This window comes from Streptomyces sp. NPDC060028 (assembly GCF_042736725.1).
In the GTDB taxonomy this organism is placed as follows: Bacteria; Actinomycetota; Actinomycetes; order Streptomycetales; family Streptomycetaceae; genus Streptomyces.
In genome coordinates, this window is sequence record NZ_JBHWVJ010000040.1 from 1 (window position 1) to 23,941 (window position 23,941).

General features: G+C 72.3%; 27 protein-coding genes and 1 pseudogene. 16 read left to right on the forward strand and 12 right to left on the reverse strand.

Annotated features, from left to right (window positions below; genetic code table 11):
• Window positions 1-568 (reverse strand): FAD-dependent oxidoreductase (locus tag ACFWBF_RS20725; protein WP_385603704.1); only part of this gene is annotated, 568 nt, incomplete at its 3' end.
• A gap of 159 nt (window positions 569-727) precedes the next feature.
• On the opposite strand from ACFWBF_RS20725, the gene ACFWBF_RS20730 reads away from it, so the two are divergent.
• Complete coding sequence (locus tag ACFWBF_RS20730; protein WP_385603706.1) at window positions 728-928, forward strand: hypothetical protein; 201 nt, start codon at window positions 728-730, stop codon at window positions 926-928.
• Window positions 929-961: 33 nt separating this feature from the next.
• The gene (locus tag ACFWBF_RS20735) at window positions 962-1,585 is read left to right on the forward strand and encodes a flavodoxin family protein (RefSeq protein ID WP_385603709.1); all 624 of its coding nucleotides are present in this window, start codon (window positions 962-964) and stop codon (window positions 1,583-1,585) included.
• 34 nt (window positions 1,586-1,619) lie between these two features.
• Here ACFWBF_RS20735 and ACFWBF_RS20740 read toward each other — a convergent pair whose 3' ends face one another.
• Complete coding sequence (locus ACFWBF_RS20740; protein ID WP_385603712.1) at window positions 1,620-3,662, reverse strand: calcium-binding protein; 2,043 nt, start codon at window positions 3,660-3,662, stop codon at window positions 1,620-1,622.
• Here ACFWBF_RS20740 and ACFWBF_RS20745 point away from each other — a divergent pair.
• Window positions 3,661-4,179, forward strand: a complete 519-nt coding sequence (locus ACFWBF_RS20745) for a hypothetical protein (protein ID WP_385603714.1) — start codon at window positions 3,661-3,663, stop codon at window positions 4,177-4,179. The genes ACFWBF_RS20740 and ACFWBF_RS20745 overlap by 2 nt on opposite strands.
• 220 nt (window positions 4,180-4,399) lie before the next feature.
• On the opposite strand, the gene ACFWBF_RS20750 is transcribed toward ACFWBF_RS20745, so the two are convergent.
• The 3 genes from ACFWBF_RS20750 to ACFWBF_RS20760 are packed head-to-tail and all read right to left on the reverse strand — an operon-like array spanning window position 4,400 to window position 5,937.
• Window positions 4,400-5,008, reverse strand: coding sequence for a glyoxalase (locus ACFWBF_RS20750; RefSeq protein ID WP_385603717.1), 609 nt, complete (start codon window positions 5,006-5,008; stop codon window positions 4,400-4,402).
• A gap of 5 nt (window positions 5,009-5,013) precedes the next feature.
• Window positions 5,014-5,478, reverse strand: a complete 465-nt coding sequence (locus ACFWBF_RS20755) for a helix-turn-helix transcriptional regulator (RefSeq protein WP_385603720.1) — start codon at window positions 5,476-5,478, stop codon at window positions 5,014-5,016.
• A 48-nt stretch (window positions 5,479-5,526) separates the two neighbouring features.
• Window positions 5,527-5,937: a VOC family protein gene (locus ACFWBF_RS20760; RefSeq protein ID WP_385603723.1), complete on the reverse strand. Its 411-nt coding sequence runs from the start codon at window positions 5,935-5,937 to the stop codon at window positions 5,527-5,529.
• A gap of 173 nt (window positions 5,938-6,110) precedes the next feature.
• On the opposite strand from ACFWBF_RS20760, the gene ACFWBF_RS20765 reads away from it, so the two are divergent.
• Window positions 6,111-7,079, forward strand: coding sequence for a cyclase family protein (locus ACFWBF_RS20765; protein ID WP_385603726.1), 969 nt, complete (start codon window positions 6,111-6,113; stop codon window positions 7,077-7,079).
• 285 nt (window positions 7,080-7,364) lie between these two features.
• Window positions 7,365-7,583, forward strand: a pseudogene (locus ACFWBF_RS20770) (sugar ABC transporter substrate-binding protein); the annotation flags it as partial.
• A gap of 13 nt (window positions 7,584-7,596) precedes the next feature.
• Here ACFWBF_RS20770 and ACFWBF_RS20775 read toward each other — a convergent pair.
• Window positions 7,597-8,052: an SgcJ/EcaC family oxidoreductase gene (locus ACFWBF_RS20775; protein WP_385603729.1), complete on the reverse strand. Its 456-nt coding sequence runs from the start codon at window positions 8,050-8,052 to the stop codon at window positions 7,597-7,599.
• Between the two features lie 96 nt (window positions 8,053-8,148).
• Between ACFWBF_RS20775 and ACFWBF_RS20780 the strand changes: the two genes are divergently transcribed.
• On the forward strand, window positions 8,149-8,325 hold the full coding sequence (locus tag ACFWBF_RS20780; protein WP_385603732.1) for a hypothetical protein: 177 nt from the start codon (window positions 8,149-8,151) through the stop codon (window positions 8,323-8,325).
• 140 nt (window positions 8,326-8,465) lie between these two features.
• Here the strand turns inward: ACFWBF_RS20780 and ACFWBF_RS20785 are convergent, their stop codons facing one another.
• Window positions 8,466-9,509 carry an aldo/keto reductase gene (locus ACFWBF_RS20785; protein ID WP_385603735.1) on the reverse strand — a complete coding sequence of 348 codons (1,044 nt, stop codon included), beginning with the start codon at window positions 9,507-9,509 and terminating at the stop codon, window positions 8,466-8,468.
• A gap of 94 nt (window positions 9,510-9,603) precedes the next feature.
• On the opposite strand from ACFWBF_RS20785, the gene ACFWBF_RS20790 reads away from it, so the two are divergent.
• Window positions 9,604-10,224 carry a TetR/AcrR family transcriptional regulator gene (locus ACFWBF_RS20790; protein WP_385603738.1) on the forward strand — a complete coding sequence of 207 codons (621 nt, stop codon included), beginning with the start codon at window positions 9,604-9,606 and terminating at the stop codon, window positions 10,222-10,224.
• Window positions 10,225-10,310: 86 nt separating this feature from the next.
• The gene (locus ACFWBF_RS20795) at window positions 10,311-11,051 is read left to right on the forward strand and encodes an SDR family NAD(P)-dependent oxidoreductase (RefSeq protein ID WP_385603741.1); all 741 of its coding nucleotides are present in this window, start codon (window positions 10,311-10,313) and stop codon (window positions 11,049-11,051) included.
• An 18-nt stretch (window positions 11,052-11,069) separates the two neighbouring features.
• On the opposite strand, the gene ACFWBF_RS20800 is transcribed toward ACFWBF_RS20795, so the two are convergent.
• A complete protein-coding gene (locus tag ACFWBF_RS20800) occupies window positions 11,070-11,723 on the reverse strand; it encodes a maleylpyruvate isomerase N-terminal domain-containing protein (RefSeq protein WP_385603744.1) in 654 nt (217 codons plus the stop codon).
• A 112-nt stretch (window positions 11,724-11,835) separates the two neighbouring features.
• Between ACFWBF_RS20800 and ACFWBF_RS20805 the strand changes: the two genes are divergently transcribed.
• From ACFWBF_RS20805 to ACFWBF_RS20825, 5 genes are all read left to right on the forward strand, one after another.
• On the forward strand, window positions 11,836-12,861 hold the full coding sequence (locus ACFWBF_RS20805; protein ID WP_385603747.1) for a HEAT repeat domain-containing protein: 1,026 nt from the start codon (window positions 11,836-11,838) through the stop codon (window positions 12,859-12,861).
• A 146-nt stretch (window positions 12,862-13,007) separates the two neighbouring features.
• A complete protein-coding gene (gene rox, locus ACFWBF_RS20810; protein ID WP_385603750.1) occupies window positions 13,008-14,507 on the forward strand; it encodes a rifampin monooxygenase in 1,500 nt (499 codons plus the stop codon).
• Window positions 14,504-14,929, forward strand: coding sequence for a VOC family protein (locus ACFWBF_RS20815; protein WP_385603753.1), 426 nt, complete (start codon window positions 14,504-14,506; stop codon window positions 14,927-14,929). The genes rox and ACFWBF_RS20815 overlap by 4 nt, the downstream gene beginning before the upstream one ends.
• Window positions 14,930-15,052: 123 nt before the next feature.
• Window positions 15,053-15,499 carry an SRPBCC domain-containing protein gene (locus ACFWBF_RS20820; protein ID WP_385603757.1) on the forward strand — a complete coding sequence of 149 codons (447 nt, stop codon included), beginning with the start codon at window positions 15,053-15,055 and terminating at the stop codon, window positions 15,497-15,499.
• The gene (locus tag ACFWBF_RS20825; RefSeq protein WP_385603760.1) at window positions 15,496-15,861 is read left to right on the forward strand and encodes an ArsR/SmtB family transcription factor; all 366 of its coding nucleotides are present in this window, start codon (window positions 15,496-15,498) and stop codon (window positions 15,859-15,861) included. The genes ACFWBF_RS20820 and ACFWBF_RS20825 overlap by 4 nt, the downstream gene beginning before the upstream one ends.
• 163 nt (window positions 15,862-16,024) lie before the next feature.
• Here the strand turns inward: ACFWBF_RS20825 and ACFWBF_RS20830 are convergent, their stop codons facing one another.
• Window positions 16,025-16,675, reverse strand: coding sequence for a TetR/AcrR family transcriptional regulator C-terminal domain-containing protein (locus tag ACFWBF_RS20830; protein ID WP_385603763.1), 651 nt, complete (start codon window positions 16,673-16,675; stop codon window positions 16,025-16,027).
• A 39-nt stretch (window positions 16,676-16,714) separates the two neighbouring features.
• Between ACFWBF_RS20830 and ACFWBF_RS20835 the strand changes: the two genes are divergently transcribed.
• The gene (locus ACFWBF_RS20835; RefSeq protein ID WP_385603767.1) at window positions 16,715-18,196 is read left to right on the forward strand and encodes an FAD-dependent oxidoreductase; all 1,482 of its coding nucleotides are present in this window, start codon (window positions 16,715-16,717) and stop codon (window positions 18,194-18,196) included.
• Between the two features lie 33 nt (window positions 18,197-18,229).
• On the opposite strand, the gene ACFWBF_RS20840 is transcribed toward ACFWBF_RS20835, so the two are convergent.
• Entirely contained in the window at window positions 18,230-19,810 is a 1,581-nt protein-coding gene (locus ACFWBF_RS20840) for an FAD-dependent monooxygenase (protein ID WP_385603770.1), read from the reverse strand.
• A gap of 226 nt (window positions 19,811-20,036) precedes the next feature.
• On the opposite strand from ACFWBF_RS20840, the gene ACFWBF_RS20845 reads away from it, so the two are divergent.
• Complete coding sequence (locus ACFWBF_RS20845; protein WP_385603773.1) at window positions 20,037-20,927, forward strand: SigB/SigF/SigG family RNA polymerase sigma factor; 891 nt, start codon at window positions 20,037-20,039, stop codon at window positions 20,925-20,927.
• Here ACFWBF_RS20845 and ACFWBF_RS20850 read toward each other — a convergent pair.
• Together ACFWBF_RS20850 and ACFWBF_RS20855 are read right to left on the reverse strand one after the other, a co-directional pair.
• Window positions 20,887-21,396, reverse strand: coding sequence for an ATP-binding protein (locus tag ACFWBF_RS20850; RefSeq protein WP_385603776.1), 510 nt, complete (start codon window positions 21,394-21,396; stop codon window positions 20,887-20,889). The two genes, ACFWBF_RS20845 and ACFWBF_RS20850, sit on opposite strands and share 41 nt — an antisense overlap.
• Before the next feature lie 12 nt (window positions 21,397-21,408).
• Entirely contained in the window at window positions 21,409-21,780 is a 372-nt protein-coding gene (locus ACFWBF_RS20855; protein WP_385603779.1) for an STAS domain-containing protein, read from the reverse strand.
• A gap of 389 nt (window positions 21,781-22,169) precedes the next feature.
• Here ACFWBF_RS20855 and ACFWBF_RS20860 point away from each other — a divergent pair, with 389 nt between their 5' ends.
• Complete coding sequence (locus ACFWBF_RS20860; RefSeq protein WP_385603783.1) at window positions 22,170-23,930, forward strand: hydrogenase maturation protein; 1,761 nt, start codon at window positions 22,170-22,172, stop codon at window positions 23,928-23,930.
• The last annotated feature ends 11 nt before the right edge of the window (window positions 23,931-23,941 follow it).

Here is a 23,941-nt window from a genome sequence, read left to right on the forward strand (position 1 = left end):
TGCACCGCACCGGACACCGCGACCCGGCAAACCTTTCCGGCCACAGCACTAGGCGCCGCGGCGGCGCGTCGATCCGCATGATCGTGTCGGACGTCTCGTACGGCAGCGCGGAGTCGAGGACGGGCGGGGGCACCACGGGGCGGCCGCCGGCGGCGATGACGATCTGCCGGGCGCCGATGTCAACGGCGCCGTCCGCGAGGTCGATCCGCAGCTCCCGGGGGCCCGTGAAGCGCGCTCTTCCCTCGTACACGGTGACGAAGTCCGCTTCCGTGCGACCACGGCGGCCCTCTTCGCGCTCGGCGTCCAGACGCGCGAACACCCGGTCGCGCATCGCCCGCCAGCGCACGTCGAGCAGCTCCGCGTCCACGTCGTACGTGGCGGCTTCGCGGACGGTCCCGGCCACGTCCGCGGTGTGGACGAACATCTTGCTCGGGATGCAGCCGGCGTTCAGACAGGTTCCGCCGAACCACTTCTCCTCGACTATGGCCACGTCGAGGTCGGCGAACGAATCGTCGATGACGGCGTTGCCGGATCCCGCACCGATGACGACAAGATCGTGGTGACGCATTGCTCCAGGCTACGAGGCCGGGCCGCCGGCCGGTCGGCGGCGCGGTGCGAAAGAGGTGCGAAAGACCTGCGAAACGAGGTGCGAAATACGCCGGAGCGGGGGCTCATGAACCGGCCCGCACGGGGAAAAAGCCGCTCACCCACCGGAAGGAGCCCGACCATGCTGGGCATCGTCGCCGCCGTGCTGTTCTTCATCGCGTTCCTGATCAACGCGGCTCACATCGCCACCAACGACGTGCTGAGTTCCACCAACTTCATGCTGATCGGTCTCGTCGCACTCGCGCTGCACGTCGCCGGATTCGGCGTCGGCAGTGGGAGCGGGAGCGGTTGGGCGGCCCGACGGCGGGGCCGCAGACGCTGAATACGAGGGGGGCTCCCGGGTAGCCGGAGGTACATGGAAACCATGGAAAACACCCCGCTCCGCGCCGTCGCGCTCGTGTGCACGCTGTCCCCCTCCCCCGCCCCCTCCAGCTCCCAGCTCCTCGCCGAACAGACCATGGCCGCCCTCGGGGCGCACGGCGTCACCGGCAAGGTGATCCGGATCGCCGATCACGACGTGAAGGCCGGCGTGGCCACCGACATGGGCGACGGGGACGCCTGGCCCGAGATCCGCGACACGATCATGGGCTGCGACATCCTCGTCCTGTCGACCCCCATCTGGCTCGGCCACCCTTCCAGTACCGCCCAGCGGGTGATGGAGCGGCTCAACGCCGAGCTTTCCGAGACCGACGACGAAGGACGCCTGCTCACCTACGGCAAGGTCGCCGCGGTCTGTGTGGTGGGCAACGAGGACGGCGCCCACAAGGTGAGCGCCGACCTGTTCCAGGGCTTGGGCGACGTGGGCTTCTCCCTCGCCCCGAACGCGGTCACCTACTGGGTCGGGGAAGCCATGCACAAGACCGACTACCAGGACCTCGAAAAGACCCCGGAGGTCACCGCCGGCACGACGGCGACCCTCGCCGCGAACACCGCACACCTCGCCCGGTGTCTGAAGTCAAGCCCCTACCCGGCCTCCTGAGACGCGCCGGTGAAACGACTGGTGATACGAATGGTCAGGGGCAGCTGATGCGGCTGTCGCCCGGGTCGGTGGTGCAGGTGTCGGTGCCGAGGCCGCCGTTGGCGGTGTCGTTGGCCGGGACGCCGTCGGTGGTGGTGAGGCGGTCGTTGCCGTAGTAGCCGGTCAGGGTGTCGTTGCCCGGGCCGCCGTCGAGGTTGTCGTCGCCGAAGCCGCCGTCGAGGTTGTCATTGCCGAAGCCGCCGTGGACGGTGTCGTTGCCGTAGCCCGCGAGCACCGTGTCGTTGCCGCCGAGGGCGCAGATCACATCGTTGAAGTAGCCGCCGTTGAGGGTGTCCGGGCCGCTGGTGCCGATGATCGTGCAGCCGCGGGCGTTGTTCACCGAGGTGGTCGCGGTGGCCGTGTTGTTTGAGGTCACCGGGTCCTGCTGGGCGGCGCTGACGTTGGCCGTGTTCCTGAGGGTGCCGGTGGCGCGCGGCTCGGCCGTCACCGTGACCGTCGCGCTCGCGCCCGGGGCCAGGGCGCCAAGGGCGCAGTTGGCCGCCGTGGCGGTGGTCGTACAGGTGCCTTGGGAGGGAGCGGCCGAGGTGAGGGTCACGCCCGCTCCGGAGAGCGTGTCCGAGAGCGTGACTCCGGTCGCGGTGGCGGTGGAGGCCGGGGAGTTGGAGACGGTCACCGTGTACGAGGCCCGGTCGCCGATGCTCACGGTGGCCGTGCCGGTCTTCGTCACCGACAGGTCCGCGCGCACGGGCGGCGGGGGCGGCGTCCCGTCACCGCCCTCGTAGCGGGCGACGGCGAAGGCGAAGCCGGCCCCGTACCCGGCCGCGACGATCTTGCCGTCCGGCTGTACGAGGACCCCGCGGGCCTCGTCGAAGTCCCCGAAGCCGGTGACCACGAAGCCGTCGCCGCCGAAGCCGGTGCCCACCGTGCCGTTGGGGTTGAAGCGGGCCAGGCCGAAGTCGTTGGCCTCGGAGCTGTTCGGGTCGTCGGCCCGGCCGGCGAGGACGATCTTGCCGTTCTGCTGGAGTGCCATCCCGTACGCGATTCCGCCGTCACCGGGGAAGTTGACCGAGGTGCGCCCGCCGGCGCCGAAGCCGCTGTCGGGGCTGCCGTCCGCGTTGTAGCGCAGGAGGGCGAAGCCGGCGCCGCCGGAACCCGCGGCGACGATCTTGCCGTCCGGCTGCACCGCCACCGCGTTGCCGAACTCGGTGCCACCGAAGTCCGCGGTCACCATGCCGTCGCCGCTGAAGGTGGTGTCGAGGCTTCCGTTGGCGTTGTAGCGGGCCACGCCGATGTCGAAGGCGGTGTTGCCCACGTAACCGACCGCGACGATCTTGCCGTCCGGCTGGAGTGCCATGCCCCGGGCGACGCCGCCGGCGTCCTGGGGCGAGGCGGGCGTGAAGCCCGCGACCACGGCGCCGTCGCCGCCGAGGCTCGGGTCCAGGCTTCCGTTGGTGTTGAGGCGCACCAGCGCGAAGCCGCCACCGCCGCCCTTGCCCGCGGCGATGATCTTGCCGTCGGACTGCACCGCCACGTCCGCGCCGTCCGCGGATCCGCCGAACTCCTCGACCCGCACCAGGCCGCCGTTGCCGAAGCCCGTGTCCAGACTGCCGTCGGTGTTGTAGCGGGCCACGGAGAAGAAGCAGCAGCCGCCGCCCTCCTCCGCGATCACCTCGGTGGTGCCCGCCACGACGATCTTCCCGTCCGAGGGCTGGATCGCCACCGCGTTGGCCGTGTGGCTGCCGCCGCCGAAATCGCTGGTCGTCGTGCCGTCGCCGCTGAAGGTGGTGTCTAGGCTTCCGTTGGCGTTGTAGCGGGCGAGCGCGAAGCCGGCCTCGCTCAGGCCCACCACGACCAGCTTGCCGTCTGCCTGCCGGGCGATGTCGTGGCCCTCCGCGTAGCCGGGGAAGGCCGTGGTCACCCGGCCGTCGGGCCCGAAGGAAGGGTCGAGGTCACCGGGGGCGGCCAGCGCGGTACCGGGCAGCACGAGTACGAGCACCAGGCCGAGGGCGGCCAGTACCGCCGCCCTCCCGCCCGCGGCGCGCCGCCGTCCCGCCGATCTCAGGTGTGCGTGGGTCATGGGCGTACGGACCTCCGTCGTCGCGGCGTGCAGGGAGCAGCGCACAGCCTCGTACCGCAGCCCGCCCGCGGCCCCGCAGGCCGTGCCGTACTGCGCCCACTGGGCCTGCGGGAACCACCCCGGCGGGGGAGCGCGGGGGCTGTTTCTCCGGCAGTCGCGCCTGATCGGATACCGCTCCGATGTGGCCGAGCTTGTCGGGCTCGACGACGCTGACCACGCGCCCTTCGGCGTCGTACATCACGACGCCCGGCCGGCCCTTGACCCGGTCCGGCCGGAGGGAGGCGCCGAGCTTCCGGACCCGGCGGAGCACGCCGACGAGCAGGTGTACGACGCGCGCGCCTCGGCCACGGGCTTGCCGATCGCCCGCGCCGTGCCGCCGCCGTCCCCGTGGAACACCACGTCGGGCGCGAGCATGCCGAGCAGCGCCTCCATGTCGCCGCCCTCGGCGGCCTCGAAGAACCCGCGGGCGAACTCCTCGCCTTCCAGCCGCCGCGCCGGGGACGGGGCGCTGCCCTGACCTTGCCCGGCGGCGGCGATGCGCTGCCGGGCGCGCGCGAAGATCTGCCCAACGTCGGCCCGACCTTCGGCATCGCCGTCGCCGCCGGCATGACGCTGCTGGAGCCCTCCGCGGCGGGGCCGCTCGGCCGCGGGCGCGGGCCGGGCGCTGGCGCCACCCCCGCGGTCGCCACCGCCCGGCCTCGCTCCCGAGGAGAGCGAATCGCTTGTCGGGTACCGCCTCAGGCGGCCGGCTCCCATGCGAACCCGTCCGGGTCGCTGAACGGACCGATGTCGGCGCCGATGACGAGCCGGTGCGATCCGGTGCCGTCGACGGGGACGCCGGCGTCTTTCGCGAGGGCCCCGCGCTTGTACAGCGCCAGCTTGACGGGACTCCCCGGGGCGGCGAACTCGACGTACTTGCTGCCGAAGCCCTTCGCGACGGTGAACCCGCGTTCCACGTAGAACCGCTTGGTCTCCGCCATGTCGGCGACTCCCAGCAGGAGAACCATGTCGTCGATCTGCCCGGTGTCCGGTCCGGTGTCCTTCTTCGCCGAGGTCGCGACCTTCCAGATCGCCCCGTCCGGGGCTCGTACGACCCCGCCGTGGCCCCAGAACGACTTCGCGACGGGCTTCAGCGGCGTGGCACCGGCGTCGAGGGCCGCGCCGATGAGGCTCTTGACGGTGGCCGGCTGGGACACCGTGAGCGACAGGGTGAATCCGCGGAAGCCGGTCGTCGGTGCCTCCGAGGCCCGCAGGCCCACCCGGTCGCCCAGACCGAAGGCGGTGTAGAAGCGGTCGGCGGCCGTGAGGTCGGCCACCTCGAGGGTGATGGATCCGATGGAAGTCATGACCGTCACGCTAGTTGCGGCTCGGTCACCGGCGCTTCTCGATTCCTGACCGGTCTGGTGACCTGCTTCTCGACGCACGACGGCATCCCCGCCGCAGCGCCCGCCGCCAGCCGCTGGTAGGCGCTGGGCGGTATGCCGAGCAGCTCGGTGAAGCGGGTGCTGAAGGTACCCGGTGACGAGCAGCCGACCGCGAAGCACACCTCGGTGACGCTGAGGTCGCCGCGGCGCAGCAGCGCCGTCGCACGCTCGATGCGCCGTGTCATCAGGTACGCGTACGGTGCTTCGCCGTAGGCGAGGCGGAACTGGCGGCTGAGGTGCCCGGCCGACATGTTCGCGCCGCGGGCGAGCGCCTCGACGTTCAGCGGCTGCGCGTACTCCCGGTCGATCCGGTCGCGGACGCGGCGCAGTCGTGCAAGATCGCTCAGGCGGTGCGCCTCGGTGCGTGCGCGCGCCCATGCCGGTTTGCACACGGGGGAACTCCTTTCATCGAGGTGTTCACGATGCTCACCGATGACGGTTCAGCGAAGCTCCTGGATGCGGATCAGGTTGCCCGCGGGATCGCGGAAGGCGCAGTCGCGGATGCCGTACGGCTGCTCGGTCGGCTCCTGGACGACCTCGGCGTCGCCGGCCTGCACCTTCGCGAAGGTGCCGTCGAGGTCGTGGGTGGCCAGCAGGATCCAGCCGTAGGTGCCCTTGGCCATCATCTCGACGATGGTGCGGCGCTCGTCCTCGGTGACGCCGGGGTCGGCGGCCGGCGGCGCCAGGAGGATGGAGGTGCCGGGCTGGCCGACGGGGCCGACGGTGATCCAGCGCATCTTGCCGTGTCCGACGTCGCTGCGGACCTCGAAGCCGAGGGTGTCGCGGTAGAAGGCCAGGGAGGCGTCCGGGTCGTCGTGCGGGAGGAACGTCGTGTGAATGCTGATGTCCATGGCGGTCATGCTAGGGGCGGCTCCGTGACCCGCGCTTCTCGGAATCTGCTCCGTCCGGCGGTCACCCGGCGTATCCGTCCCGGCGCTCAGGCAGTGCACGCGGCGGCGTCATCGGGAATCCTGGCGGGGTGGCATCCGGCACGGCGTGAGTGCGACGGGAGCGCTGAGCACACATGAGCGGCAACACCACTGGAGCCCCCGCTCCCCCGCCGGCCGGTCCCGGAAACGGGCCCGCCGTCTCCCGCGGGGAATTCGACGCGCTCTTCGAGGCGGTCCGTACGTGGGGCCGCTGGGCCGCGGCCGACCGCGGCGCGTGGAACAGGGTGACCCCGGACCATGTGCGGCGGGCCGCCGCGCTGATCCGGTCCGGGACGATCGTGCCGTTGGGGCGGCCCTGGAACACCCGCCCGGAAGCGGACAACGAAAAGCCCGCGCTGCACTACATGTCCGACCTCGGTGACGTGGAGGCCCCGGAGCCCTCCACCTACAAGGACTTCCTTGCCGTGGACTATCACGGCAAGGGCGTGAGCCACCTGGACGCGTTGTCGCACATCGCGTACCGCGGGCGACTCTACGACGGCCGCGCGGCGCGCGAGGTCGTCGATGTGGGGGGCGCCCGCTTCGGCGCGGTGTCGGCGCTCGGCCCCTTGGTCACCAGGGGCGTCCTCCTGGACCTGCCCGCCGTCCTCGGGATCAAGTGGCTGGAGCCCGGCCGTGCCGTGCACGCGCCGGACGTCGTCGCGGCGGAGGAGGCGCTCGATGTGACGATCGGGGACGGCGATGCGGTGCTGCTGCGCTCCGGCCACCTGCGCCGCCGCCGGGAGACGGGCCCCTGGAACTCCGACGCGGCGAGCGCGGGCTGGCACGTGGACGCCGTGCCGTTGCTGGCCGAGCGCGCCATCGCGCTGCTCGGCGGCGACGGGGACAGCGATGTACGGCCGTCGCCGGTCGAGGGCCTGCACTCCCCCGTGCACGCCCTCGCCGTCGCGGCGATGGGGGTACCGCTGCTGGACAACCTCGATCTCGAAGCCCTCTCCGCTGCCTGCGCCGAGGCGGGCCGTTATGCGTTCGTGCTCGTCGTGGCGCCGCTGAACGTCCCCGGCGGGACGGGCTCACCCGTCAACCCGGTCGCGATCTTGTGATGCCCGGCCCGTCACCCTCCCCGCCGCCGGCCAGCCCGTCCTGAGCCTCGAGAGCGTGACGACCGAATACGCCGCCCGGGTCAGCCTGGACCTGCGGGCCGGCGAAATCCTCGGCATGGTGGGCCTGACCGGCGCCGGCCACATGGACCTTGGCCGCGCCCTCGCCGGCGCCCGGCCGATCCTCGGCGGGCGGGCGCTGCTCGACGGCCGGCCGTACCACCCGCGTACGGTCTGCGCCGCGCTCGCCTCCGGCGCCGGCTTCGTGGCGGGCAACCGCCAGGAGGAAGGCTGCGCAGCAAGCAGTTCCAGGCCGCCACCGTCCCCGAGCCGCTGTCCCAGCAGGGCTGGCAGATCATCGACGAGTTCAACCGCGCCTTCGCCGACCGTCCCGCCAGCGGCTACGTCGCCCCCGTCCACATCGCCACGGCGGAAAACAGCCACGACGCCTCGTCCTGGAATCCGTCCGGTTACCGCGAGGCGTACCAAAAGATCTGGCGCAAGTGAGCACACGGGCCGCTCAGCGCTCGGCGGCCGGGACGATGCCCGGGGCGAAGCGGTACGACACCGCCTCCATCAGGGGCTTGCGCTTGGTGTTGTGGAAGGCCGCGATCCGCCACTGCCCGTCACCCTCGCGGACGAGCGTGTACGTCTGCACCTTGCCGAGCTTCGCCGGGCGCGCACCCTTGTAGGTGTCACCACGGCTGTTGACCACGGCCGAACCGGTTCCGTAGAAGCGGATTTCGAGGATCTCGTCGGCCAGCCGGGTGCCCTTGAGGAAGCCCGCGAAGAGGGTGCGGTGGCTCTCCACGATGTCGCGGCGGCCCTGGTAGAGGGTGCCGACATAGGTGGTGTAACTGGCGTCCTCGGTGAAGACCGCACCGTAGGCCTCCGCGTCGTGCCGTTCCCAGGCGTCGAGGAGCCGGGCCAGGAGGGCTTGAACCGCGGTGACGTCTTCGTCGGCGATGGGCTGCATGACGGACCACTCCCCTATTGGTTAGACTGGTGCAGATACTGAATGAGATCAGTATCTGCATGCGTGCAGATATAAAAGTAAAGGGAGAGTGCGGAGATGGCAACAGCCGGCGACGAGAACAGGCACACGACCTTCCGTCACTACCTGGACGCCGTGGGGCTCCAGGACCTGGCCGGCGCGGAAGCCGCAGGCCTGCACACATCGCAGTGGTACGCCCTCAGCCTCATCACCCTGGAGGGCAGCCTGTCCTCCAGTGCCACATCGCCGACCTGATCGGCAGCTACACCCCGGAGCAGCAGGCCCTGCTCTTCGACTACTTCACCCGCGCGGCGCCCGCCTTCCGGGCCGCGACCGAGGAGATCCGCCGGCTCCGCGCCCCGACGGGGCAAGACCGCCGGGGGCGGGAAGCCGGCTCAGGGCGAGGGGATCATCGGCGGGTTGAGCCGGGCGAAGCCCTCCTGACGCTCGTACGGGAAGTACGGGTACGGCGCCGGCCGGTGGCTCGCGGCGTCGAGACGGGCCACCTGTTCGGGGGCCAGGGTCCAACCGATCGCTCCGATGTTCTGCCGCAGCTGTGCCTCGTTGCGCGCGCCGATGATGACGGAGGACACGGTGGGCCGCCCCAGCAGCCAGTTGATGGCCACCTGCGGGATCGTCTTGCCGGTCTCCCGCGCGATCTCGTCCAGGGCGTCCACGACGTCGAAGAGGTGGGCGTCCTCGACCGGCGGGCCGTAGTCGGCGGTCTGGTGCAGTCGGCTCTGCGCAGGCAGGGGGCGGCCACGGCGCAGCTTGCCGGTGAGCCGGCCCCAGCCGAGGGGGCTCCAGACCATGGCGCCGACTCCCTGGTCACGGCCGAGCGGCATGAGCTCCCATTCGTAGTCGCGGCCGACGAGGGAGTAGTAGACCTGGTGGGCTGCATAGCGGGGGAAGCCGTGACGCTCGGAGGCGGCCAGGGACTTCATCAGCTGCCAGCCCGCGAAGTTCGAGACGCCGACGTAGCGGATCTTGCCGGCCCGTACCAACTGGTCGAGCGCGCAGAGCACCTCCTCGACCGGGGTGGCGGCGTCGAAGGCGTGCAGTTGGAAGAGATCGATGCGGTCGGTGCCCAGCCGGCGCAGGGCGTCCTCGGTCGCCCTGATCAGACGGGTGCGGGAGGAGCCCGCGTCGCCCGGGCCGTCGCCCATCGGCAGCCCGGTCTTGGTCGACAGCAGCACCTGGTCCCGGCGGCCCTTGATCGCCGCGCCGAGGACCTCCTCCGAGGCCCCGGCCGAGTAGACGTCGGCGGTGTCGAACATCGTGATGCCCGCCTCCAGGCAGATGTCCACGAGACGGCGGGCCTCCCGGGCGTCCGTGGTGCCCCAGGCGCCGAACAGCGGGCCCTGGCCGCCGAAGGTGCCGGCACCGAAGCTGAGTGCGGGGACCTGGAGACCGGACGCGCCGAGCTGCCTGTATTCCATGACGAAACCCTTCCGAGCACTAATGGGACCGTGGAACCGTTAAGATGAGTCCACCGTAACAAGGTCGAACCATTAATGGAACGGGAGTCCCGTTATGACTGTTGAGGGGTACGAGGACACTTCGGAGCCGGGCACCGTCCGGCCCGGCGGCCGCACCGCCCGCGTACGCGCGGCCGTCCTGGAAGCGGCCGGGGACGTGCTGGCCGACCACGGCTTCCACCAGCTCGACCTGGCCGAGGTCGCCCGACGCTCCGGAGTCGGCAAGACCACGGTGTACCGGCGTTGGGGAACCGCCGCCGGCCTGGTCGCCGACCTGCTGACCGACATGGCGGAGCAGTCCCTGCCGCGTACCGAGACGGGCGCGCTCCTCGACGACCTGCGAGCCAATGCCGAGCTGGTCCGGCGCACGCTGGCGGACCCGCGCCAGGGCGCACTCTTCAAGGCGGTGATCGCCGCGGCCACGACGGACGGGAAGACCGCCGAGGCCCTGCACCGGTTCTACGAGGTGCGCGTCGCCGAATGGGCGCCGTGCGTCCACCAGGCCGTCGCGCGCGGCGAACTTCCGCAGGGCACCGACGCCGACGAGGTGATCCGCGCCGTCTCGGCTCCGCTGTACTACCGGCTCCTGACCACCGGCGCCCCGCTCGACACGGCGACGGCGGAACGCGCCGCGACCGCCGCCGCCACCGCGGCCCGTGCGGGCGCCTTCGCATGAGGGCTCGGGCGGCGCGGCGCGGCGGCCGCGGGAGGCCCGGGACCGGCCGACCTGTCGCGAGAGGGCCTGTGGCAAGATCCGCGGGCATGAGGATCGAACACGCGGATCGGCCCGTTGCCCTGGTCACCGGGTCCACTTCGGGGATCGGGGAGGCCGTCGCGCGGAGGCTGGCGGCGGACGGGATGCGGGTCGTCGTGCACTCGCGGCGCAGTACGCAGGCCGGAGAGGCGCTGGCGGCGGAGCTCGGCGGGGCGTACGTACGGGCGGACCTGGCGGTGGAGCAGGAGGCCCGGGAGCTGGTCGAGGCGGCGCTCGACCGGTGCGGGCGGCTGGACGTACTGGTGAACAACGCGGGCATCAGCTGGCCGATCCCGCACGACGACCTGGCCGCGGCGACGCCGGCAGCCTGGCGACAGCTGCTGGAGGTCAACCTGATCGCGCCGTGGGTGCTGTGCACGGCGGCCCTTCCGGCGCTGCGCCGGTCCCCCGCGGGCGGCAGCATCGTCAACGTCACCAGCCACGCCGGGGTGCGCCCCAAGGGCTCGTCGGTGCCGTACGCGGCGAGCAAGGCCGCCCTGAACCACGTGACCCGGCTGCTCGCGGCCGCGCTCGGGCCCGAGGTGCGCGTCAACGCGGTGGCGCCGGGGCTGGTGGACACGCCGATGACGAAGGACTGGGTGCAGGCGCACGAGCTGTGGCGGGACCGCGCGCCCATGCGCCGGCCGGCCCGGCCCGCCGACGTGGCCGACCTGGTGGCGTCGGTGGTCGCCAGCACCTATCTCACCGGCGAGGTCATCGTGTTCGACGGCGGGCTCAACCTGACCTGAGACGGCGCCGCGCGGCGATCAGCCGAGGACGAGCGGGAGTCTCGCGGCCAACTCCCCCAGTGCGGTGCTCTCCACCTCGGTCGGGGCGCGCCGTCCGGTGCCGATCAGCAGCGCGTCCTCGTCGCAGAACGACGGGGGGAACGCGGCGCCGGCGATCTTCTCCAGCAGTTCGCGCGAGCGTGCGAGACCCTCGGCGGGCGGTCGTGCCGCATTCGGGAGGTACGCGATCAGGTCGAGGTGGTGCAGCGTCCATTCCAGGACGTACGCGCAGAGGTAGTCGCCCGCCGTGAGCACCTCGTCGCGAGTGCCGACCCGGCCCGCGCGGTCCGCGAGTTCGGCGGCGCGGCCGGCCGCGGAACCGACGTCGTCGAGGTGGAACCTGAGCAGCCACGGCTCTTCGTACGCGGCTGCGAGGCGGACGGTCAGCGCGTCGAGCGGGTCGTCGCCGGTCGGGGGGTCGACGAGGTCCCAGTACGTCACCGCGTCCCGGGTGGGCGCCGTTTCGGCGGGGGTGACCAGGGTGATCAGGACGTCCTGGGCGTCGATGACCAGGTGGCACACCAGGTCCCGCACGAGCCAGCCGGCGCAGCCGGAGGGCCGCGCGAAGTCCTCGTCCGGGAGCGCGGCGACCACTGCGCGCAAGGCCGCCCAGGAGCGCGAGAAGAGATCCACAGCCGCAAACTAGCAGTGTCCGGGGCCGCATTCGGGGGCGTTGTCAGATCTGCCTGCGATGCTCGGCTGCACGCATGCCGCGGCGTGCGGGCTCGTGCGCCAGACTTCGTGCATGGAATCGGGGTACGCGGCGGATCTGGTCGGACAGGCCTTGGCAGCGGCGCGTGTTGCCGGGGAGACGGATGACTGGGACGCGTACGAACGCCTGCTGGGGCGGGCGGCGGCCGACGGGGCCGGGGCGCTGCCACTCGGGCTGGAGCTGATCGGTTCGGCTGATCCGGTCGCGCGCGAGACGGGCTGTGACCTACTGGGCCACGCGAGCAGCCAGACCGAGGCAGTCCGGGCCGAGGCGGCGACCGCGCTGGTCGCGCTCGCGGAGCGGGAGACCGAGGGCCGCGTTCTGTGGTCCCTGGCGCGCGCGATGGAAATGACGTACGACCAGCGCGGCGTCCCCGTCCTCGTCGCCCTGGCCGGACACCACGACGCCGCGATCCGCCGGCAGGTGGCCGGCTCCTTCGCGGGGGTCACCACCGGCTTGCCGGACGGGCCGGACATCCGCGCGCTCGTCACGCTGACCCGCGACCAGGACCCGGAGGTTCGCGACTGGGCGACCTTCACGCTGGGCTTCCAGGCCGAAGCCGACAGCCCCGCGATCCGGGACGCGCTCTGGGAACGCACCACCGACGAGAATGCGGAGGTCCGCGAGGAAGGCATCCGCGGACTCGCCCGGCGGCACGACCCTCGCGCGGTCCCGCTGTTGTCGCAACTGCTGAGCAGTCCCGGGGGCGCGCACGTCCTCACCTTCGGCGCGGCGCAGATCATGGGCGTCCCCGAACTGCTGCCGGCCCTGCTGGAGTACGAGCCCGAAGGCGTCGGGGTCACCGCCGCCGTCCGCGCCTGCGACCCGGTGCGGCGGGCCGGACTCGACGCCGCCGCCTGGGAGCTGCTGTGCGTGCTCGGCCGGCTCCGCCCCGATCTGGACGCCTCTGTGTACATGGACCGTTTCGCATCCGGCATGTCCCTCGGCCTCGGCGCCGTCCTCGACTCACCGGCTTACGACGTCGAGGCGCTGCTCAAGCGGGCGCACGGCGACCCCGCGGCCGCCGCAGCGCTGGTCGCGTCCGACCTGCCCGTCTGAACAGGACGGCAAAAAGACAAAGGCAAGGAGGTTACCCACTCCTTGCCACTCTCAAGATATAGCGCACCGGGGGGCTTGCGGCAAGACCCGGGGCGTGCTGCAGAATCACCGATCGAAGCCAGGACCTGCGGAAACGGGGATTTGCGATGATCGATGTAATCGTTGCCGGTGGTGGACCGACCGGTTTGATGCTGGCCGCCGAACTGCGGCTGCACGGGGTGCACGTGGTCGTGCTGGACAAGCTGGCCGAGCCGACCAAGCAGTCCCGCGGGCGCGGCCTGCACGCGCGCAGCGTCGAGGTGATGGACCAGCGCGGTCTGCTGGACCGGTTCCTCGCGGTCAGCGAGAAGTTCCAGGCCGGTGGTCTCTTCGGCGGCATCGTCAAGCCGTGGCCGGAGCGTTCGGACACGGCGCACGCGTACGGCCTCTCCACCCTGCAGCCGGTCACCGAGCGGCTGCTCGAGGAGCGTGCCGTCGAACTCGGCGCCGAGATCCGGCGCGGCTGCGAAGTGGTCGGGCTGGGCCAGGACGAGGACGGGGTGTCCGTCGAGCTGGCGGACGGCACGCACCTGCGCTCGCGCTACCTCGTCGGGTGCGACGGCGGCCGCAGTGCGGTGCGCAAGCTGCTCGGCGTCGGTTTCCCCGGCGAGCCCGCGAAGGTGGAGACGCTGCTGGGCGACATGGAGATGACCGGGGATCCCGCGACGGTTGCCGCCGTCGTCGAGGAGGTCCGCAAGACCCAACTGCGGTTCGGCACCATTCCCAACGGGGACGGGACGTACCGCGTCGTCGTGCCTGCCGACGGCGTGGCCGAGGACCGTGCGGCCGAGCCGACCTTCGAGGAGTTCCAGCAGCGGCTGCGGGCGGTCGCGGGCACCGACTTCGGCGTGCACTCGCCGCGCTGGCTGTCGCGGTTCGGCGACGCCACCCGGCAGGCCGAGCGCTACCGGGTCGGCCGGGTGCTCCTGGCGGGAGACGCGGCGCACATCCACCCGCCGACCGGCGGGCAGGGCCTGAACCTCGGGGTGCAGGACGCGTTCAACCTCGGCTGGAAGCTGGCCGCCGAGGTCGACGGCTGGGCGCCGGAGGGACTGCTGGACAGCTACCACGCCGAACGGCATCCGGTGGGCGCCGCCGTGCTGGACAACACCCGCGCGCAGATCACGCTGCTGGGGACCGATCCAGGTGCGACCGCGCTGCGGGGGCTGTTCTCGAAGCTGATGGACTTCGAGGAGGTGAACCGGTACGTGACCGAGATGATCACCGCGGTCGGGATCCGCTACGACTTCGGCGAGGGCCACGAACTGCTCGGCCGGCGGCTGCGGGACGTACAGCTGAAGCAAGGCCGCCTCTACGAGCTGATGCGCGGCGGCCGCGGCCTGCTGCTGGACCAGACCGGCCGGCTCTCGGTGGAGGGCTGGGAGGACCGGGTCGACCACGTCATCGACGTCATCGACGCCGGCGAGGAACTGGACGCGCCCGCGGTACTGCTGCGGCCCGACGGCCACGTGGCGTGGGTCGGTGAGGACCAGCAGGAACTGCTCGGCCGACTGCCGAAGTGGTTCGGCGCTGCCGCCGGCCGAACGCGCGGTCCGGGCCTGTCGCCTGCCCGTTCGTCGACGGCTCGCGGCACAGTGGGGGCATGAACGCAGACGACAGGAACACTCTGGCCGCAGGGCGTGCGGCGAGCAGGCTTCCCGCCCAGGACCTGGAGCGGGCGCGGCGTTTCTACGCCGAGAAGCTCGGCCTGGAGCCCGTCGACGAACGGCCCGGCGGGCTGCTGTACCGGTGTGGCGGCACGGAGTTCGCGGTGTTCAAGTCGACGGGCGCCTCGCCCGGCACCTTCACTCAGATGGGGTGGCAGGTCGACGACATCGAGGCGGTCGTGTCGGAACTCAAACGGCGCGGTGTGGTGTTCGAAGACGTCGAGGTGCCCGGACTGCGTACGAAGGACGGGATCGCCGAGATCGAGGGGAACTACCCGAGCAAGGGGGCACGGGGCGAACGCGGCGCCTGGTTCCGTGACAGCGAAGGGAACCTGCTGGGCATCGGCGAGCCGGTCGCGTGAGCGCGGTGCCTCGGCCCGTGAGTACGCGCGCCGCCACACCGACGTGCAACCTTCGGGTTGCACGTGGGCGAGCGACGTGCAACTCTGGAGTTGCACCTGATGGCAGCGACGAAGGAGCCCCTCATGAGCGATGACCGCATCGAGCGCGAAACCCTGATCGCGGCGCCCCTGGAGCGGGTCTGGTCCCTGGTGGCCCAGCCCGGGTTCTGGGTGGCCGACGAGGCGAGCCTGCCCGGCACCGTGGCCGTGGAAGGCGAGTCGATGGTGGCGAAGAACCCCGAGTACGGCGACTTCCCGGTGCGCGTGGAGAAGGTCGAGCAGCCGAGGTACCTGGCGTACCGCTGGGCCAGCGCGTTCCCCGGGGACGAGCTGCGCGAGGACAACAGCACCCTCGTGGAATTCACCCTGACGCCGGAAGGCGACAAGACGCGGCTGCGCGTCGTGGAGAGCGGGTTCGCGGCGCTGGCGGGGTCCGAGGAACTGCGGAGCAAGGCGGTGGAGGACAACACCGGGGGCTGGCCGCAGGTGCTCGACGCGTTCAAGGCGCGCGCCGAGCAGCCCTCCGCGTGACGGACGAACACCTCGCCGCCGGCCAGGCGGTCGACAGCGTCCTCGCCGCACTGGCCGACCCCACGCGGCGACAGTTGCTCGAACTGCTCGCCGCGCGGGGCGAGGCCACCGCCACGACGCTCGCCGAACCGCTGCCCATCTCGCGGCAGGCAGTGGTCAGGCACCTCGGCGTCCTTGACGCGGCCGGCCTGGTTCAGGGCAGCCGCGCCGGTCGCGAGGTGCGGTACACGGTGCGGCCCGCAGCTCTGGACGTGACCGCTCGGTGGATGTCCGCGCTCGCGGCCGACTGGGACCGGCGCTTGGCCCACATCAAACGCATCGCCGAGGCGGCGGAACGCGCACCGGGTCCCGGGCACGACTGAAGGCGCCGCACGCGGACCCGTCCCGGCCACCCTCGCCGCCCGGCGACGCGGACCTGAGCCGGCTCGACCCGCGCTTCACGGAGATCACGTGGAAGCCGGAGTACGCCCATGCCCGGTGGGGGCTGCTCCGGACCGAACCGGACGGCGGGCGCGTCATGGTCGCTCACGCGACCCCGTACCGGGCCTCGATCCCCGCGATCACCAGGCGCAGCCCCTCCTCGAAGGCTTCCTCGAAGCCCTGGAAGAGTTCGGCGCCCGCGGCCGCCGAGAGGGGGAAGTCGGCCATGCGGGCGGCGCGCTCCTCCACGTCGTAGCCGTCTCGGCGCTCGCCCGGCAGCGGCTGGACGCCCTGTTCCTCGGTGACCTGGCCGAGCGTGAAGAAGAAGGCCGTGGAGAGGGCGCGGACGGCCTGGGGGAGCTCGAAGCCGGCCTCGACGCAGGCGCGGAGGGTCGCCTCCATCGCGACCGCGTGCTCGGTGCCGGTGAAGCGGGAGCCGCTGAAGACCTTGGCGCCGTCGCGGTAGCCGAGCAGGGCCTCGCGCAGCCCGCGTTGCGCCGACAGGAGCCGCTCCTGCCAGGTGGCGCCCGGGGGGAGTTGCGCGCCCGCGACCATCCGGCGGTACATCTCCGTCGCCATCTCGTCCAGCAGCGCCTGCTTGTTCTTGAAGTGCCAGTACAGGGCCGGGGCCTGGACGTTCAGCTCCTTGGCGATCGCGCGGAGCGTGAGCCCGTCGAGGCCGACCTCGTTGAGGAGCCCTAGGGCGGTGTCGACGACCTGCTTCTTGTCCAGCTTGGGGGGTCTCTGAGTAGCCACACTTGACAGTTTAACGGCGTTAAGGGCATGCTCCGGAACATGGAACTTAACAACGTTAAGGAGCTTCTCGTGAATCCCGCGAACACCGTCGACACGGATGTGCTCGTCATCGGCGCCGGCCCCACCGGACTCGCGCTCGCCGTCGACCTCGCCCGGCGCGGGGTGCCCGCCCTCGTCGTGGAGCGCGCCGACGGGCTCTTCCCCGGCTCGCGCGGCAAGGGCCTGCAGCCCCGCACCCTGGAGGTCTTCGACGACCTCGGCGTACTCGACGCGGTCCGCGCGGCCGCCGGCCCCTACCCCGTCGGGGTGATCTGGCAGGACGGGGAGTGCAAGGGCGAGCACCGGATGGCCGAGGAGACCCAGGCGTCGGAGGCCGAGCCGTACCACGAGCCGTGGATGCTGCCCCAGTGGCGCACGCAGGAGATCCTCGGCGCGCGGCTGACGGAACTCGGTGCCGAGGTGGCCTTCGGGCGGGAGCTGGTGGGGATCACGCAGGACGCGGACGGGGTGACCGCGTCCTTCACGTCGGGCACGCCGGTCCGCGCGCGCTACGCCGTGGCCGCCGACGGCGGCCGCTCCACCGTGCGGCGGGCGCTCGGCATCGGCATGACCGGCGAGCCTGGCATGACCATGGACCCGAACCCGACGCTGGTGGCCGACGTCCGCATCACGGGACTCGACCGCGGCAACATCCACTTCTTTCCGCCCGCCGACGGCGAGGGCGAGGGTGGCGTCGCCGGCGTCATGGCGATCTTCCCGCTGGCGGGGACCGAGGACTTCCAGGTGGTGGCCCAGTTCCCCGAGGGTACGGACGTCGACCTCTCCCTCGACGGCATCCGCAAGACCGTCGGCGCCCGCTCGCACCTCTCCCCCGAGGACGTGACCGAGGTGCGCTGGGCCTCCGACTTCCGGCCGCGGGCCGCGATGGCCGAGCGCTTCCGCGAGGGCCGTGTCTTCCTCGCGGGCGACGCCGCTCACATCCACTCCCCCGCGGGCGGGCAGGGCCTCAACACCAGCGTCCAGGACGCGTACAACCTGGGCTGGAAGCTGGACGCGGTGCTGCGCGGCGGGGCGGCCCCGTCGCTCCTCGACTCGTACGAGGAAGAGCGGCTGCCCAACGCCGCGGACATGCTCGGACTGAGCACCCGGGTGCACCGCGGCCAGGTCCGGCGCGGCGCGGCCACTCGGCAGCTCGGCCTCGGCTACCGCGGCTCCTCGCTCGCGGTGGAGACGCGCGCGGGCCTGCCGCAGCAGGCGCTGCAGGCGGGCGACCGCGCACCGGACGGCGCGCGGGGCGGCGTACGCCTCTTCGACGCGTTCCGGGGACCGCACTGGACCCTGCTCGCGGTCGGCACGGACACCGCCCTGCCGACGCTCGCCGGCGCCCGGACGGTCCGGATCCCGCCGTACGAGGCGTACGGCACGGGAGTCTTCCTCGTACGGCCCGACGGATACGTGGGCTGGGCGGGCGGGACGGCTGAGGGACTCGGCGCGTACGCGGCCCGCTTGGGCGTCGCCTGAGGAGTCCACCGAGTCCACCCCTGGCCCACCGGCCTACTTCCGCCCGGTGATCGCGGTCAAGGCGTGTCGGAGGGCGGAGTCGCCCGGCGGGGCTTCGTGCCAGCGGGCGCTGACGTGGCCGTCGGGTCGGATGAGCAGCGCTCCGCGGGGCGGCAGGTCGCAGAGGCCGGCGTGCTCGCGACCAAGCGTCTCGATGCGCAGCGGCCATGGCACGGCGTCGTGTTGCTCCCAGGAAGCGGGGTCCGGGGTGAGCAGGGTGAACCATTCGCCGAAGGCGTCGAGCGTGGAGCGGTCGGGTGTGAGCCAGAGGTGTGGCATGCGGTGGCCGGGCGCCGCGGTGGGGACGTAATCCGTGTCCGTGTCGGACGGTTCGGGTTGTTCGGACGGCTCGGCCGAGGGGCTGTTGTCGGTGAGGACGGCAGCGGAGTGGTAGGTGACGCCGAGCACAAGACCGAGCTGGGCGAAGTACCGGTCCGACCAGGGCAGTTCGATCCCGTCCGGCGCCGCGCCGCCGGTCTCGAGCTGTTGGCGGCGCAGGTTCTGCGCCTGGAACATGAGTTGGGTGTTGGCCACCGCCTGGCGGAGCGTCCGGTGGGCGACGGGGTGGCGTTCGGTCTCGTACGTGTCCAGCAGGCCCGGTCCGGCCCACCCGTGGACCACGCCCGCCAGTTTCCAGCACAGGTTGTGCACATCGGCGATGCCGGTGTTCATGCCCAGGCCGCCGGTGATGGGGATCGCGTGCGCGGCGTCGCCGGCCAGCAGGATCCGGCCCGCACGGAAGCGTTCGGCGACGAAGGCGTTCATCACCCAGTGCTGAACGCGCAACACCTCGGCCCGTACGCCGGCGCCGGGGCCGAGGGCGCGCGAGACCAGGCCGGGCCAGTCGGCGTGCTCGGCGTCCTCGGGGGTGGGAGCGAGCCAGGCCCAGCCTCCTTCGGGGTAGAGCGGGAGGAACGATCCGTGCGCGGTGAAGTAGACCCCGGCGGGCTGGTCGGCGCACCAGCTGTTGAGGTCGGCGTCGAACACGACGGTGGTGACGGCCCCGATCGCTCCGGGGCCGGTGGTGTCGATGCCCAGCCGCTGCCGGGCGGTGGAGTTCGCGCCGTCGGCGGCGAGTACGTACCGGGCACGGACGCGGGTCTCTTCACCACTTCGGCGGTCGACGAGCGAGGCCACGACGCCGTCGGCGTCCTCGCCTAGGTCGACGAGTTCGACTCCGAAGCGCACCTGCGCGTCTGCCGCGGCGAGCAGGACGGGTTCCAGCCGGTCCTGCGAGGTGGCCACGCCGATCACGGGGCTCTCGGGGATCGGCGCGGCGACCCCCACCATCGCCGCGGTGGCGAAGTCGCGGTCGTGGAGGGTGTCGCGGAAGCGGATGCGGCCGAACTTCGGGGCGAAAGCGTTGGCCGTGACCTTCTCGGCGAGGCCCAGCTGGCGGAAGATCTCCATCGAGCGCGCGTTGACCAGCCGGGACCGGGGGAAGGGCGACAGCTCACGGTGTTTCTCGACGAGCAGGGTCCGAACGCCCCAGCGTTCCAGCAGCGCCCGGGCGGTGAGCCCGACCGGCCCACCGCCGACGATCAACACCTCCACCTCGATGTTCGCTGCGGGCATGGCGCGCTCCTCCTGGTCACCTCGGGTCCCTGCGGGGTGCGGCGGCAGACAGCCCCCTCACCCCCTGACCTCGTAACGTGAGATGATGTCAACTCTGAGTGACACATGGGGCCGCCACACAGGTGAAACGGGTCAGGCCGCCCTCCACCGGGTATAGAAACCTAGAGACCACGACGGACCCGCCGCGCCGCAGGTGCACCCCCGGGCCCATCCGTCGGAGGATTCCATGTCATCCCGTTCCAGCCGTACTACGGAGCCTGTCCATACGTCGGCCTCCGGGAGGCGCGCAGCCCCCGGCTCGGCCGAAACCCCGGACCTTCCGCAGGACCTGCTCGGCGTCAGCACCGCCGATGCCCGCACCCTGTCGGTCTCCCTGTTCGAACGGTTGAACGGGCTCACGGAGGGCACCGCCGAGTACTCGTACGTGCGCAACACCCTCGTCGAGCTCAACCTCAGTCTGGTCAAGTACGCCTCCCGGCGGTTCCGCAACCGCAGCGAGCCGATCGCGGACATCGTCCAGGTCGGCACCGTCGGCCTGATCAAGGCCATCAACCGGTACGACGCCGAGCGCGGGGTCGAGTTCGCCACCTTCGCCCTGCCCACCATCACCGGCGAGATCAAACGGTTCTTCCGGGACACCAGCTGGTCCGTGCGGGTGCCGCGGCGCCTTCAGGAGCTGCGCCTGGCCATCGCGAAGACCCACGACGCCATGGAGCAGTCGCTCGGCCGCCGGCCGACCGACGAGGAGCTGGCGGAACGCCTCGGCATCACCCGGGAGGAGCTGACCGAGGGACGCCGGGCCGCGAACGGCTATGTCGCGGGCCCTCTCGACACACCCCTGCGGGACGAGGGCGAGAGCGGGTCGACCGACCGGGCTCTGGCCTTCGAGGAGGAATCGTACGACCGGGTCGAATGCCGGGCGGCGCTGAAGCCGCTGATCGCCACGCTCAGTGAACGAGAGCGGATGATCCTGTCCCTGCGGTTCTGCGAGGAACGCACGCAGGCCGAGATTGGGGAGCAACTGGGTGTCTCCCAGATGCACGTGTCCCGGCTGCTGAGCCGCATCCTCCTGAAACTCAGGGCCGGGATGCTGGACGACCAGCTTCCGGCCGGCTGACCTCCGCCGGTGCGTCGACGTCCAGCCAGACGCACTTGCCGCCGCCGAGCACCGGGTCCGCGCCCCAGTTCCGCGTCAGGCGGTCCACGATGAGCAGGCCGTGGCCCCCGGGCCGCGTCGGGTCGGCGCGCCGCCGGAGCTCGGGCAGGGAGGGACTCCCGTCGGTGACCTCGATGCGCAGCCCGCTCCCGGTGCTGAGCAGGAGCAGCGAGCCGGGCCCGCCGGCATGCAGGCAGGCATTGGCCACCACTTCGGACACCAGGAGCAGGACGTCCTCGGCCACCATCGCGGCCTCGCCGTCCACCCGCCCGTCGGGGGCGCCCCCTGCTGCCAACCAGCCCCAGTCGGCCAGGGCCGTCCTGGTGAAGTCCCGGGACCGCGTGACCACGTCGCCGTCCACGCCGGCCAGCATCAGTCGCCGGCTCTGCTCCGGTTGCCGATCCTGCTCCGGCTGCCGACCCGTGTTCATCTCGCTCCTCCGCTAGGCAGTCTGCGGTCGGTCGGCCAGAGCCCCCGCCATGTCAGGGTGCACGGTGAAAACTCCGTCGGCACCCGTGATCCGAAACATGCGTGCGATCGAGGGGCGCAGGCCCGCGATCTCGATACGGCTCCCGGACTTCTGGGCCTCCAGGCGCCCCTGCAGCAGCACGTTCAGTCCCGTGGAATCGCAGAACTCCACATCGGAGAAGTCCACCAGCACCCGCGCGGCCCCGTCGGCGAGAGCCGCCTCCAGCGCCTGCCGCAAAGGCTCCGCCGTATCGTGGTCCAGCTCCCCGGCCAACACGAGTACGAGCGTGTCGGCGGCATGGCTCGCCTCGACGGTGAACCGGTCGTCACGCGGTGCCACAGCCATCCGGAACCACCCCTTCCATACGGGTTTCTGCTGCGCGTCTGCCCAGGCGCCCCGGGCCTAGTCCTGTGCCGACCGACCCTATGGCATGGCGTGGGCAGCCACCTACGGCACGGCATGGGCGGCCCGATCCCGGGTCGGGCCGCCGTCGCGCGGCGCGTGGTCCGCGATCTCACCCGTACGGCGCCTTCGTACGGCGTGGTGTGCCGCCGAGCGGCCCATGCGGCGGCGCCTTCGGGTGACACGGCCGCCGGGCCTGGAACGCGCCCCCTCGGGTTTCCCGGATCATCGTCCGAGGCCGGTCATGCTCCGGTCACCCAACCGTCGATCAGGCCGCCGCCGGGGGCCGGGTACGGCGGCGCCGCCGGTCCGGGTCGCCGCAGGGAGATCACGTGCACGTCCTGCTCGTCGCCAGCGCCTTCAACAGCCTCACCCAGCGGGTCCACGCCGAGCTCCGCGACCACGGCCACAGCGTGGCGGTCGAGCTGGCGCTCCCCCACGTGTCCCTGGCCGACGCGGTCCGCCGCCACCGGCCCGACCTGGTGCTCGCGCCGATGCTGAAGTCGGCCGTGCCCGAGGAGGTCTGGTCCGCCCACACCTGTCTGATCGTCCACCCGGGCCCGGTGGGCGACCGCGGTCCCTCCTCGCTCGACTGGGCTGTCCAGGAGCGGGCGACGCGGTGGGCCGTGACGGTACTTCAGGCCAACGGGGAGATGGACGCGGGCGACGTCTGGGCCTCGGTCGAGTGCGCCCTGCCGCAGGAGGGCAAGAGCGCCCTGTACCGGGGCGAGATCGCCGACGCCGCCCTGGAGGCCGTCCTCCTCGCCGTGGACCGGTTCGCCTCCGGCTCCCACGTGCCCGCGCCGCAGACCGCGGGCCGCGCCCGTCCCGCCATGCGTCAGCAGGACCGCCGGATCGACTGGGCGACGGACGGCACCGAGCGCGTCCTGCGGATGCTGCGGGCCGCCGATTCCCGGCCCGGCGTACGCGACGAGCTCCTGGGCGGCACCTGGTTCCTGCACGGAGGCCACCCCGAGGACCGGCTGCGCGGCCGTCCGGGCGAGCTGCTGGCCACCCGCGCGGGGGCGATCTGCCGGGCCACGGCCGACGGCGCCGTGTGGATCCCCGAGCTGCGGGCCCACCGGGCCCCGGGGGAGCCGACCGCGCCCAAGCTGCCCGCCACCCTCGCGCTCGGGGACAGGCTGCCCGCGCTGCCGGAGCGCCCCGCCCCGCCGGGCAGCGATCCACGCCGGCGCACCTGGTGCGACATCGGCTACCGGGAGGAGGGCCAGGCCGGCTTCCTGTCCTTCTCCTTCCCCGGCGGCGCGATGAGCACCGCTCACTGCCGGCGCCTGCTGGACGCCTACCGGGCGGCCTGTGCCCGCCCCACCTCGGTGGTGGTCCTCGGCGGCGGCCGCGACTTCTTCTCCAACGGCATCCACCTGGGCGTCATCGAGGCCAGCGCCGAACCCGCCGAGGAGTCCTGGGCCAACATCAACGCCATGGACGACCTGGTCGAGGCGGTCCTCACCACGACGGACCGGCTCGTCGTCGCCGCCCTGGGCGGCAACGCGGCCGCCGGCGGGGCCATGCTCGCACTCGCCGCGGACGAGGTGTGGTGCCGCTCGGGCGCCGTCCTCAACCCCCACTACCGGCTGATGGGCCTGTACGGGTCGGAGTACTGGACGTACACCCTGCCGCGCCGGGTCGGCGCCGCCACCGCCGAGCGCCTCACCTCCGAGGCGCTGCCGCTGAGCGCCGACGCCGCCCAGCGGCTCGGGCTGGTGGACCGTACGCTCGACTGCCCGCCCGGGGCGTTCGCCGGCCGGGCCGCGGCGCTCGCCGCGCGGCTGGCCACCGCGCCCGCCACCGCGTCCCGGATCGCGGTGAAGAAGGCCCGCCGGGAGCACGACGAGGCCGAGCGTCCGCTGGCCGCCTACCGCGCGGCCGAGCTGGACCTGATGCGGCAGACCTTCTTCGACGCGGACGCCCCGTACCACGCGCTGCGCCGGGCCTTCGTCCGCAAGGAGGCCGCCGTCGCGACCCCACCCCATCTGACCTGCCGGGCAGCGGGCCGCCACACGGCGGCGCGTCCGGGCGGCGTCACTGGACCGGCCGCTCATGACGGGGCATCCGGCCCCGCCGGGTGTTAGCAAGGAGCGTG

Excerpts from the sequence above, each read along its gene's own strand:
- ACFWBF_RS20790 (WP_385603738.1), top strand. The coding sequence starts at position 9,604 with ATGACTGTTGAGGGGTACGAGGACACTTCGGAGCCGGGCACCGTCCGG.
- ACFWBF_RS20730 (WP_385603706.1), top strand. The coding sequence starts at position 728 with ATGCTGGGCATCGTCGCCGCCGTGCTGTTCTTCATCGCGTTCCTGATC.
- ACFWBF_RS20850 (WP_385603776.1), bottom strand. The coding sequence starts at position 21,396 with ATGAACACGGGTCGGCAGCCGGAGCAGGATCGGCAACCGGAGCAGAGC.
- ACFWBF_RS20785 (WP_385603735.1), bottom strand. The coding sequence starts at position 9,509 with ATGGAATACAGGCAGCTCGGCGCGTCCGGTCTCCAGGTCCCCGCACTC.
- ACFWBF_RS20805 (WP_385603747.1), top strand. The coding sequence starts at position 11,836 with ATGGAATCGGGGTACGCGGCGGATCTGGTCGGACAGGCCTTGGCAGCG.
- ACFWBF_RS20840 (WP_385603770.1), bottom strand. The coding sequence starts at position 19,810 with ATGCCCGCAGCGAACATCGAGGTGGAGGTGTTGATCGTCGGCGGTGGG.
- ACFWBF_RS20845 (WP_385603773.1), top strand. The coding sequence starts at position 20,037 with ATGTCATCCCGTTCCAGCCGTACTACGGAGCCTGTCCATACGTCGGCC.
- ACFWBF_RS20750 (WP_385603717.1), bottom strand. The coding sequence starts at position 5,008 with ATGACTTCCATCGGATCCATCACCCTCGAGGTGGCCGACCTCACGGCC.
- ACFWBF_RS20855 (WP_385603779.1), bottom strand. The coding sequence starts at position 21,780 with ATGGCTGTGGCACCGCGTGACGACCGGTTCACCGTCGAGGCGAGCCAT.
- ACFWBF_RS20765 (WP_385603726.1), top strand. The coding sequence starts at position 6,111 with ATGAGCGGCAACACCACTGGAGCCCCCGCTCCCCCGCCGGCCGGTCCC.
- ACFWBF_RS20795 (WP_385603741.1), top strand. The coding sequence starts at position 10,311 with ATGAGGATCGAACACGCGGATCGGCCCGTTGCCCTGGTCACCGGGTCC.
- ACFWBF_RS20780 (WP_385603732.1), top strand. The coding sequence starts at position 8,149 with ATGGCAACAGCCGGCGACGAGAACAGGCACACGACCTTCCGTCACTAC.
- ACFWBF_RS20820 (WP_385603757.1), top strand. The coding sequence starts at position 15,053 with ATGAGCGATGACCGCATCGAGCGCGAAACCCTGATCGCGGCGCCCCTG.
- rox (WP_385603750.1), top strand. The coding sequence starts at position 13,008 with ATGATCGATGTAATCGTTGCCGGTGGTGGACCGACCGGTTTGATGCTG.
- ACFWBF_RS20815 (WP_385603753.1), top strand. The coding sequence starts at position 14,504 with ATGAACGCAGACGACAGGAACACTCTGGCCGCAGGGCGTGCGGCGAGC.
- ACFWBF_RS20775 (WP_385603729.1), bottom strand. The coding sequence starts at position 8,052 with ATGCAGCCCATCGCCGACGAAGACGTCACCGCGGTTCAAGCCCTCCTG.
- ACFWBF_RS20740 (WP_385603712.1), bottom strand. The coding sequence starts at position 3,662 with ATGACCCACGCACACCTGAGATCGGCGGGACGGCGGCGCGCCGCGGGC.
- ACFWBF_RS20760 (WP_385603723.1), bottom strand. The coding sequence starts at position 5,937 with ATGGACATCAGCATTCACACGACGTTCCTCCCGCACGACGACCCGGAC.
- ACFWBF_RS20745 (WP_385603714.1), top strand. The coding sequence starts at position 3,661 with ATGGGCGTACGGACCTCCGTCGTCGCGGCGTGCAGGGAGCAGCGCACA.
- ACFWBF_RS20735 (WP_385603709.1), top strand. The coding sequence starts at position 962 with ATGGAAACCATGGAAAACACCCCGCTCCGCGCCGTCGCGCTCGTGTGC.
- ACFWBF_RS20835 (WP_385603767.1), top strand. The coding sequence starts at position 16,715 with ATGGAACTTAACAACGTTAAGGAGCTTCTCGTGAATCCCGCGAACACC.